The sequence below is a fragment of the Micromonospora sp. URMC 107 genome, from assembly GCF_051386315.1.
Classification (GTDB): domain Bacteria; phylum Actinomycetota; class Actinomycetes; order Mycobacteriales; family Micromonosporaceae; genus Micromonospora.
Genome location: NZ_JBPQTK010000171.1, coordinates 1 through 10,348 on the forward strand (window position 1 = coordinate 1; position 10,348 = coordinate 10,348).

A 10,348-nucleotide genomic window follows, 5' to 3' on the forward strand; every position below is an offset into this window, starting at 1 on the left:
GGGTCAGTGGGGGGTGCGGGGGGTGCGGGTGATGCGGTCCAGCCACTCGGCGAGCAGGGTGCGTTCGGCGACGGTCAGGTCGGTGGCCAGCGTGTCGAGGGCGGCGCGCAGCGCCACGGCGTGCCGGATCGGACGGTCGGTCCGGGAGGTGGCCCGGGCGGCGGCCGAGTCGGTGACCAGGGCGGCGAGCACCGCCTCCCGGGTGCGGGTCGACAGGGCCGGGTCGCGCTGCGGCGGCGGGGTCCGGATCAGGGTGAGGGTGACCCCGCAGCCGGTGGCGTGCAGCATCTCGGTGGCCTCGTCGACGCCCGTACGCAGCCGGCCGGCCTCGGCCACCCGGTGCACGAGCTGACGCAGGATGTCGGCCGCGACCCGGGTCGCGGTCGGGGTGGCGCCGGGGCGCGGGTCGCCGTACATGAGCGCGTGGAAGGCCGGGTTGGCCACGCCGAAGCCGACGTGCAGGTCCCAGCCGCGGCGCAGGTCGTCGACCGGGTCGCCGGCGAGGTCCCCGGCTGCCTGGGCGTGCAGGTACGCGGCGAACCCGTAGCTGGCCGCCGCGTCGAGCAGGCCGCGCATGTCGCCGAACTGGCGGTAGATCGTGGGCGCCTGCACCCCCGCCGCCCGGCTGACCGCGCGGGTGGAGACGGCCTCCCGGCCGCCCTCGGCGAGCAGCGCGGCGGCGGCCCGCACGATCCGGTCCCGGGGCGACGTCTCGGTGATCATGGCAGCGACGATAACGCCTTCGCGTTAGCGCCGGGTGCTAGCGGCGCTGTCGACGTGTGGTTAGCGCTGCTCCTCGACGCCGGCCAGGTCCAGCACGGCGCCCAGGCCGTTGGCCCGGCCCGCCTCGGCGGCCGGCAGCACCAGCACCGCGCACCCGGCCGTGACCGCCCCCGCGTCGGCCGGGGTGTCGCCCACCATCAGCGTCCGCTCCGGGTCGACGCCGAGCATCCCGCAGGCGCGCAGGAAGATCCCCGGGTCCGGCTTGCAGCGTCCCACCTCGTACGACAGCACGAACGCGTCGACCAGCCCGGCCAGCCCCCACGCCTCGAAGTGCGGCCGGATGTCGAAGCCGATGTTGCTGACCACGGCCACCCGGACGCCCCCGGCCCGCAGCGCGGCCAGGGTCGGGGCGGTGTCCGGGTAGGGCACCCAGCCCTCGGGCACCAGCACCCGCTCGTAGAGCGCGTCGGCGAAGCCGTCGATGCCCGCGTCCACGGTCTCCGCGAGCCCGGTGTAGGCGCCCCGGTGGGCGTGCGGGTAGAGATCGCGGTCGGCCCAGAGCTCCGTCAACCGGGGCGGCACCCGGGTCGGCAGCGGCCCGCCGGCCCGGCCGGCGGTCAGCAGCCGGTCGGCCAGCGCGGTGGCCCGCATCCGTTCCAGGGTCACCCCGCAGGCGGCCGCGGCCGCGAGCACCCACTCCCGGGGCTCCTCCACCTGGGCCAGGGTGCCGTGGAAGTCGAACAGGACCGCCTCCACCGGCCGGCGGGACGGACCGGGGCGGACGGCGTCGTCGGCGCTGTGCGAGACGTGGGGCGGTTCGGCATGATCCGGCACGTCGTGCACCCTACCGACCGCCTCCGACCCCCCTGCCGGTCGGCCTTGTCCGGTGGCTGTCGGCGGTACGCACTAATCTTGGAGGCATGTCGAGCCCCGCCGAGCGGTACGCCGCGGCGCGCCGCCGGGCCGCGCAGGCCTCACAGTTCCCGGCGCTGGACGAGTTCGCCCTCGATCTGGGGTTCGATCTCGACGACTTCCAGCGGGAGGCGTGCCAGGCGCTGGAACGGGGCAGCGGCGTGCTGGTCTGCGCCCCGACCGGCGCCGGCAAGACCGTGGTCGGCGAGTTCGCCGTGCACCTGGCGCTGCGCGGCACGCCGGCGCGCGCCACCGCGCCCGGCGACGCCACGGCGCCCGCGACCGGGGACGAGGTCGCCCCGCCCCGGCGGCGCAAGTGCTTCTACACCACCCCGATCAAGGCCCTGTCGAACCAGAAGTACCACGACCTGGTCGACCGCTACGGCGCCGAGCAGGTCGGGCTGCTCACCGGCGACAACGCCATCAACGGCGACGCCCCGGTGGTGGTGATGACCACCGAGGTGCTGCGCAACATGCTCTACGCCGGCTCGGCCACCCTCGAGGGCCTGGCGTACGTGGTGATGGACGAGGTGCACTACCTCGCCGACCGCTTCCGCGGCGGGGTGTGGGAAGAGGTGATCATCCACCTGCCCTCCTCGGTCACCCTGGTCTCCCTGTCGGCCACCGTGTCCAACGCCGAGGAGTTCGCCGACTGGCTGGTCACCGTGCGCGGCGAGACCGCCGTGGTGGTCAGCGAGCACCGCCCGGTGCCGCTGTGGCAGCACATGCTGGTCGGCAAGCGGATGTTCGACCTGTTCCACGACGCCGACGCCGCCCGCAAGCACGACGTGCACCCCGAACTGCTGCGCTACACCCGCGACACGATGCGCCGGCTGGAGCTCGGCGAGGGCCGCAGCGCCGGCCCCGGCGGCGGCCGGCGCGGGCCCCGCTGGCGCGGCCCGATGCGCCCCGACATCGTCGACCGGCTCGACCGGGAGGGGCTGCTGCCGGCGATCCTGTTCATCTTCAGCCGCGCCGGCTGCGCCGCGGCCGTGCAGCAGTGCCTCGCCGCGGGCCTGCGGCTCACCTCGCCCGAGGAGCGGGCGGAGATCCGCCACGTCGTCGAGTCGCGGGTCACCGCCATCCCCGGCGAGGACCTGACCGTCCTCGGCTACTGGGAGTGGCTCGACGGCCTCGAGCGCGGCCTGGCCGCCCACCACGCCGGCATGCTGCCGGTGTTCAAGGAGGTCGTCGAGGAGCTCTTCGTCCGGGGCCTGGTCAAGGCGGTCTTCGCCACCGAGACGCTCGCCCTGGGCATCAACATGCCGGCCCGCTGCGTCGTGCTGGAACGCCTGGTCAAGTACAACGGCGAGGCGCACGTCGACCTGACGCCGGGGGAGTACACCCAGCTCACCGGCCGGGCCGGCCGGCGCGGCATCGACGTCGAGGGGCACGCCGTCGTCGTCTGGGCCCCGGAGACCGACCCCCGGCACGTGGCCGGTCTGGCCTCCACCCGCACCTACCCGCTGCGCTCCAGCTTCCGGCCGTCGTACAACATGGCGGTCAACCTGGTCGGCACGGTCGGCGCCGAGCCGGCCCGCGCGCTGCTGGAGTCCTCGTTCGCCCAGTTCCAGGCGGACCGCTCGGTGGTCGGCCTGGCCCGCCAGGTGCAGCGCAACACCGAGACCATCGAGGCGTACGGCGCGGAGGCGGCCTGCCACCACGGCGACTTCGACGAGTACTTCGCGCTGCGGGTGGCGATCGCCGACCGGGAGCGGGCCATCGCCCGGCAGGGGCAGAGCCAGCGCAAGGCCGCCGCGGTGGCCTCGCTGGAGCGGTTGCGGGTCGGCGACGTGATCCGGGTGCCGTCGGGCCGGCGGGCCGGCCTGGCCGTCGTGCTCGACCCGGCCACCGGCGGCTTCGGTGAGCCCCGGCCGCTGGTGCTCACCCAGGACCGCTGGGCGGGCCGGGTCAGCCCCGGGGACTTCACCACCCCCGCCGAGGTGCTGGCGCGCATCCGCGTGCCCAAGCACTTCAACCACCGGTCCCCGGCGGCCCGGCGCGACCTGGCCGCCGAGGTCAGCGGCACCGGGTTGGACCGGCACGGCGGCCGCCGGGGCGGCCGGTCCCGGCAGGCGGTCGGCGAGGACCACCGGCTCAGTCAGCTCCGCACCGAGCTGCGCCGCCATCCCTGCCACGCCTGCCCCGACCGCGAGGAGCACGCCCGCTGGGCGGAGCGGCGCCGCCGCCTGGAGAAGGACACCGAGGAGCTGCGGCAGCGGGTGGCCGGCCGGACCGGCTCGCTGGCCCGCACGTTCGACCGGATCGTGGCGCTGCTCACCGCGCGGGGCTACCTGACGCCCGACGGCACGGTGACCGGCGCCGGCCGGATGCTCGGCCGGATCTGGACCGAGGCGGACCTGCTGGTCGCCGAGTGCCTGCGGCGCGGGGTGTGGGACGGGCTCTCCCCGGCCGAACTGGCGGCGGCGGTCTCCGTGGTGGTCTTCGAGGCCCGCCGCGACGTCGACGAGCGGGCGTCGCTGCCGCGCGGCCCCGTGGCCGACGCGGTCGACGAGACGTTCAAGCTGTGGAGCGAGATCGAGGCCGACGAGGCGGCCCGAGGCCTGACCGTCACCCGAGAGCCCGACCTCGGCTTCGCCTGGCCGGTCTACCGCTGGGCGCGGGGCGAGGCGCTCGCGAAGGTCCTCGGCAGCGGCCACGAGATCGACGGCGAGATGCCGGCCGGCGACTTCGTCCGGTGGGCGCGGCAGGTGGTCGACCTGCTCGGCCAGCTCGCCGACTCCGGCGGCGCCTCGACGGAGCTGAGGTCCACCGCCCGGCAGGCGATCGGCGCCGTCAACCGGGGCGTGCTGGCCTACCACACCCCGGCCTGACCCACTCTCCGTGTGGTGGGCGCAGCGCGCGCGGGCCGGCCGGAAGAGACGCATCGCCCGAGCGCGCCGCGGCTGACCGCGAGGCGATGTTGGCCGGATCGAGGTCGCGGGCGCGGGCGCGGTTGATTTTCAGGCATACGGCTCAATCTGCCAGCCGGAAACAGGGAGAGTCGGCGCAGAGGCTCGCGTGCTGGAGGAGGACTCGTGCGACCGACCCGCCGGCTACTGGCGCTGCTCGGGCTCGCCGCGACGATGCCCCTGGTCGAGGCCGCCATTCTTGTCCTGATCCCGTTCCGCAACGCGCAGGGTCTGATACCACAGAGCTCCGCGGTCTGGCCGTACGACTCGTACCACGACATGCGCTGGCTGCTGGTCTACCACAACTCCTGGTTGATGTTCGGGCTCCTCCTGTTGGGCGCGATCGTGCTGCGGGGGCTCTACTCCGCAGCCCTGGTCGGCCTGGCCTGGCCGGCAAGCGTACGGCGGCCGCCGTTCCGGGCGTTGGTGCGGCGCAACCTCGAAGTCGCGGCGTTCACAGCGGTCCTCGTCCTACCGTTCGCCGCGTACGCGGTCGCCGCCTCGGTGGTGTCGCTGTCCTGGTTCCTGTTCGCTTCGCTGGGGCCCATGATCCTCCTCGCCCCCTTCCTGCAGCGGATGGCCGTGGGCCGGGGCCTGTGGCGGGGACTGCCTTCGGCCGAGCTTGTCGGCTGGTCGCTGCTCGACTTCGTGGTGATCTCGGTGGGCGGTGGCGTGGTGTGGCAGGTTCCCGCGCTGGTGACGCCGCTCGTCGCCGCGGTGGTGGGCGCGGTCAACGGCCTGCTGTGGAACCGGACGGTGCGGGCGGCCGTGCTCCAGACGCGGGTACGGTGGCGGCGGGTGCCGGTGGTGCCGATCGCCGTGGTGCTCGCGCTGGTCACTCCGCTGGTGTCGCAGGTGATCACCTCACCCCGCCACGAGCGGAACACCCTCGTCCCGCCGATCTTCAACCGGCCGCTGCCCGAGAGGGTGCGCTACGCGGTGATCCTGCTGGACGGGCACGACTCCGCGTACGACGGCCGCCCGTTGGGGGCCCCGGCAGTCGAGCGGTTCTCCTACGCTGGCCTGGACGCGAGTGGCCGCCCGCTGCCGTACCGGTGGTATGACACCCACCGGTCGCTGAACTCCAGCGCGGAGCTGCTCGCCGCGCAGGTGGACGCGCTGCATCGGCGGACCGGCAGGCCGATCGCCCTGGTCGGCCGAAGTGAGGGGGCGATGGTGGCCCGGCGCTACCTCGGCGATCGGCCGGACCCGCGGGTGCAGGCACTGGCGATGTTCAGCCCGCTGGTGCGCGCCGGGCGTGGGTACTATCCACCCCCGGACGCCAGCACGGGCTGGGGTCTGGCCGCCGGCTGGCTGCTGCGGGGGATGTTCGCTGTCACGCAGGTCGGCAGAACAACCGCTACCACGCCGGACGAGCCGTTCATCCGCTCACTGATGGATGAGGACGGGCCCTTCTACCGCCTACACATGATGTGTCCCATCCCGGGGGTCCGGGCGATCGCCTTCCTGCCGACGGTCACCGCGTCCGAGGCGCCACCGGATCCGTACATCCGCATCCCGGCGGTCGAGGCACCGTCCTTCCACGGGGGGCTCCTCGGCCGCCCGGCCATCGAGGATCAGTTGATCGACTTTCTCGCAGGCGAGGATGTCAACGTCCGGCGCCGGGAGTACGGCCTTCTGGAGCGGCTGGGTGCGGCCTGGCACGCGCCCAACCTTGCGCTGCGCATCAACCCGGTCTGGGCACCCACCGTGCCGTCCGGCACCCCGGCCTTCTCGACGAAGCTCTTCTGCCGTCCGTTGCGGCAACCAGGCTGACAGTCAGGTCAGACCCGCGAAGCGGGCAGCCGGCTCGCTGCGCGGAGCTGCCCGACGAGCAACCAGATGGCCACGGCGGCGAGCGTCGCCGTCATCCAGACCGCCAGCGGGTGGTACGGCAGAAGCAGGATGCCGAGCCCGATGCCCACCGTTGCGGTGACGATCGCCGCGACGGTGGTGGCGCGCCGGTCGACGAGCACCGCCAGCCCGGCCAGGGCGGTCGCCGCCCCGACGACGAGCCGGACCCAGCCCCAACTGGTGATGTCGAGGCGGAACATCTCCGCACTGGGGATGTCGACGTACGGCCCGAGCGGGACGATGGCGAGCCCGGTGAAAGAATCGATCCCCCCGGCCGCGCCCAGCAGCACCGCGGCCAGGTAGCGCCGGCTCCGTCGCTCGCTGTCCGGGCCGATGCCGTTCAGAAGCGGCCCGCCTCCCGTCATGCCTCCTCCGCCCCATGTCTCCGCCGCCGTGCAAGCCGTACCCGAGCGCTCCCACCCGGCTATCGAGGGTCACCCTGCCCCGTCGCCAGTAGCGGACCTGCCCTCCGCTGGAGCCACGCGCAGTTGGCCGGCGGGCGCACCCGCACGGTGCGGTGACCTCCCGCTCAGCCGAGCGCCGACTCACCGCCTGGGTAGGCGAAGGACGCGCGCGGTGAATAGAAGCCCCAGACGATTTCGAGCGGCTCAGCGGGGCGCAGGGCGTAGACCGGGTGGTCGGGTGCCAGGAACTCCACCGACTCGATCTCGAAGGGGTCGACCGGCTCCGCCACGAAGGGGTAGGTCCCGCTCAGCAGCGCGCCGTCGAGCCGAGTGAGGTAGCGGAGCTGTCCACGGTTCACTGCGTCACCGGTGCGGCCGACCCGCGCCGTCGTGCGGATCACCGGTGCGCCGTCCGCCTCCGTGGTGGCGACCAGCCGGTGCCCCTTCACCTCGATCGTGGTGGTCCCCGCGCTCGCCGGCACGCCCCGCGCGGCGGCGTAGTCGCGGACCGTCGGGCTGGAGTTGAAGTAGTGCGTCCACCAGCGGCCGGGGGTCACCCCGTCCGGGGCGTCGACCCCGGACAGGTCCAGACCGAGATACGTCAGCGAGTAGGCGCCGAAGCCGGAGGTCTGCGCGGCGTCGTCGACGACGTTCTGGTTCATGAAGACCTGCCGGTTCGGGGCCGCCTCGAGGCCCTCCGGCACCAACGCGGCAACCGCGTCGGCGTCGGCCGGAACCCAGCCGAAATAGATCATCCGGCTGTTCAGCACGAGCTGCGGTGCGGCGATCTCAGTCATGAGAACTCCTTCCACGCATCCGTCCGGTTGCTACGACGCTACGTGGCGCACCGCGCGGACACCGACGGATTGCCGACATCGGCTGCGCTACGCCACCCTCCGACGCCCGCACCGATGCCACGGGCCGCCCGGTGATCGCGCGGACGCGGGTCAGGCCCGCTGGGCGAGGGCGTCGACCAGGCGGCGGGCCGAACCGGCCAGGTTCCACTCGCCGGCCAGCTCCAGCAGCCGGTCGGGGTCGGCCGGGGCGGTCGGCAGTGCGGTGGCCAGCTCGGGCAGCGGCACGTCGAGGGCGACCCGGACCACCTTCGGCGCGACGGCCAGGTAGTCACGGGCGGCGGCGAGCTTGGCGCGCAGCCCGGGGGCGAAGCCGGAGCCCGGCTCGTCCAGGGCGGCGAGGATGCCCGCAATGTCGCCGTAGCGCTCGACGAGCCGGGCGGCCGTCTTCTCGCCCACGCCCGCCACCCCGGGCAGCCCGTCGCTGGGGTCGCCCCGCAGGGCGGCGAAGTCGGCGTACCGGTCGGCCGGCACCCCGTAGCGGGCGCGCACCGCGGTGTCGTCGCAGTCGTCCAGCTTGGCCACGCCCCGCCCGACGTAGAGCAGCCGCACGGGGCGTGCGTCGTCGACGAGTTGGAACAGGTCGCGGTCGCCGGAGACCACCTCGACCGGCGCCGGCTGGGTCACCGAGAGGGTGCCGAGCACGTCGTCGGCCTCGTAGCCGGCCGCGCCGACGTGGGCGATGCCGACGGCGTCGAGCACCTCCAGGATCAGCGGGACCTGCGGGCTGAGCGTGTCGGGCACGACCTCGCTGCCCTCGGGGGCCACGCGGTGCGCCTTGTAGGACGGCAGCAGCGCCACCCGCCAGTCGGGCCGCCAGTCGTGGTCCATCGCGCAGACCATCCGGTCGGGCCGGCGGGTGCGGATCAGGCTCGCCAGCATGTCGAGGAAGCCGCGCACCGCGTTGACGGGGCCGCCGACTCGGGGATGCCGAAGTAGGCCCGGAAGTAGAGACTGGGCGCGTCGATGAGCAGGATCGGGGGTCGCTGTGCCACGCCCGACAGCCTGGCACACCCCACCGACGATCGGGGGTACGGCGCGGCCGTTCCCGTCGCGGCGACGAGAGCCGTCAGGGCCGTTCGCCGTCGCGGTGGATGGTCTCGCGGCGGGCCACGTACTGCAGGCCGTAGCTGGTGAGCAGCAGCACGATCGCGACCGCCACCTCGAGCCAGGCCGCCGTGCCGTCGGCGACGGTCAGGCCGACGGCCAGCAGCACCAGGCCCGCCACCGCGAAGATGCCCGCCCAGAGCAGCCGGCGGCGTCGGGTCGCGGCGCGCTCCCGGTCCGTCGGTGCCACGGCGGTCGGTCCTCTCCGTCGGCGACCCGTCGCGGCCAGCCTATCGGCGCGTACGGCCGCCGGCGGCGGAACCGGGCTGCGAGCGCGCCGCCCGCGGGCGCAGACTTGCCGGTGTGACGTTCGTTGCGGGCCTGACGCTCGGCCGCCGGTTCCACGACGAGGTGCTCGCCCCGATCCTGCGTCGCCGCCTTCCCGGCCTGCGGTACGCGGCCGGCCTGCTCGACGGCGGCTCGGAGCTGCTCGGCCTGGACACGCCGCGCTCCACCGACCACGACTGGGGCCCGCGCGGGCAGCTCTTCGTCGCCGCGTCCGACGCGGCGCGGATCCCGCACCTGAGCGCGGCGCTGGACGCCGACCTGCCGGCGGAGTTCCTCGGCTGGCCGGCCCGGTTCACCGGGACGGGCAGGCTGGGGGTCGCGGACCGGGCGGGCAGCCGTCACGGCGTCACGATCCACGAGCTGGGCGGCTGGTGGCGCGACCGGCTGGGCTTCGACCCCGCCGCCGGCGTCGCCACGGCGGACTGGCTGGCCACGCCGACGCAGCGGCTGGCGGAGGTGACCGGCGGCGAGGTCTTCCACGACGACCTCGACGGCGCGCTGACCCGTGCCCGGGCGGCGCTGGTGTGGTACCCGGACGACGTGTGGCGGCACGTGCTCGCCGCCGCGTGGACCCGCGTCGCCCAGGCCGAACACCTGCCCGGGCGCTGCGCCGAGACCGGCGACGACCTCGGCAGCCGGGTGGTCACCGCCGGGCTGGCCCGGGACCTGATGCGGCTCGGCCTGCTGCTGCGTCGGCGCTGGCCCCCGTACGACAAGTGGCTGGGCACGCTGTTCGCCCGGCTGCCCGGCGCGGCGCCCGTGGTCGCGGCCCTGGCCGACGCGCTCGGCCCGGGCGACTGGCGGCAGCGGGAGGACGGGCTGGTCCGGGCGCTGGCGGCGGTTGCCGCCTGGACCGACGACACGGGCCTGGTGGCCCCGGTGCGTGCCCGGCCCCGGCCCTTCCACGGACGGCCGTTCCTGGTCCTGGACGCCGGCCGGGTCGCCGCCGCGCTGCGCGCCGCCATCGCCGACCCCGCGCTGCGGGAGCGTCCGCCACTCGGCGCGGTCGACCAGTACGTCGACAGCGTGGACCTGCTGACCCACGCGCACCGCGCCCGCCGGATCGCCGCCGCGCTGCCGGTGCCGGCGGACGGAGCTACCTGACGGCGGGCGGAGCGACCTGACGGCGGGCGGAGCGGGCGGGCGAGCGACCTGACGGAGCGGCCGGCACCGGCCGGAGCGGCCGGCACCGGCCGGAGCGGCCGGCACCGGGCGGAGCGGCCGGCACCGGGCGGAGCGGCCGGCACCGGGCGGGCCGGGGCGGGCCGGGCCGACGTGCGGGCGGTGCCGAGGG

8 protein-coding genes and 1 pseudogene are annotated in these 10,348 nt (G+C 75.0%); 3 read left to right on the plus strand and 6 right to left on the minus strand.

Annotated elements, in window-relative coordinates; all coding sequences use genetic code 11:
- Positions 1–3: 3 nt before the first annotated feature.
- Both ACSNN9_RS25885 and ACSNN9_RS25890 read right to left on the minus strand, forming a co-directional pair.
- Entirely contained in the window at positions 4–723 is a 720-nt protein-coding gene (locus tag ACSNN9_RS25885) for a TetR/AcrR family transcriptional regulator (RefSeq protein WP_436675806.1), read from the minus strand.
- A gap of 60 nt (positions 724–783) precedes the next feature.
- Positions 784–1,557: an HAD family hydrolase gene (locus ACSNN9_RS25890; protein ID WP_436675808.1), complete on the minus strand. Its 774-nt coding sequence runs from the start codon at positions 1,555–1,557 to the stop codon at positions 784–786.
- 86 nt (positions 1,558–1,643) lie between these two features.
- On the opposite strand from ACSNN9_RS25890, the gene ACSNN9_RS25895 reads away from it, so the two are divergent.
- Both ACSNN9_RS25895 and ACSNN9_RS25900 read left to right on the plus strand, forming a co-directional pair.
- Entirely contained in the window at positions 1,644–4,469 is a 2,826-nt protein-coding gene (locus tag ACSNN9_RS25895; protein ID WP_436675809.1) for a DEAD/DEAH box helicase, read from the plus strand.
- A gap of 252 nt (positions 4,470–4,721) precedes the next feature.
- The gene (locus tag ACSNN9_RS25900; protein WP_436675815.1) at positions 4,722–6,323 is read left to right on the plus strand and encodes an esterase/lipase family protein; all 1,602 of its coding nucleotides are present in this window, start codon (positions 4,722–4,724) and stop codon (positions 6,321–6,323) included.
- Between the two features lie 8 nt (positions 6,324–6,331).
- On the opposite strand, the gene ACSNN9_RS25905 is transcribed toward ACSNN9_RS25900, so the two are convergent.
- The 4 genes and pseudogenes from ACSNN9_RS25905 to ACSNN9_RS25920 form a co-directional block, all read right to left on the minus strand.
- The gene (locus ACSNN9_RS25905) at positions 6,332–6,766 is read right to left on the minus strand and encodes a DUF7144 family membrane protein (RefSeq protein WP_436675810.1); all 435 of its coding nucleotides are present in this window, start codon (positions 6,764–6,766) and stop codon (positions 6,332–6,334) included.
- A 164-nt stretch (positions 6,767–6,930) separates the two neighbouring features.
- On the minus strand, positions 6,931–7,602 hold the full coding sequence (locus tag ACSNN9_RS25910) for a hypothetical protein (protein ID WP_436675811.1): 672 nt from the start codon (positions 7,600–7,602) through the stop codon (positions 6,931–6,933).
- A gap of 150 nt (positions 7,603–7,752) precedes the next feature.
- Positions 7,753–8,654, minus strand: a pseudogene (locus ACSNN9_RS25915) (5'-3' exonuclease).
- 74 nt (positions 8,655–8,728) lie between these two features.
- A complete protein-coding gene (locus ACSNN9_RS25920; RefSeq protein WP_358093774.1) occupies positions 8,729–8,956 on the minus strand; it encodes a hypothetical protein in 228 nt (75 codons plus the stop codon).
- 113 nt (positions 8,957–9,069) lie between these two features.
- On the opposite strand from ACSNN9_RS25920, the gene ACSNN9_RS25925 reads away from it, so the two are divergent.
- Positions 9,070–10,158 carry a DUF4037 domain-containing protein gene (locus ACSNN9_RS25925; RefSeq protein WP_436675813.1) on the plus strand — a complete coding sequence of 363 codons (1,089 nt, stop codon included), beginning with the start codon at positions 9,070–9,072 and terminating at the stop codon, positions 10,156–10,158.
- Positions 10,159–10,348: the final 190 nt, after the last annotated feature.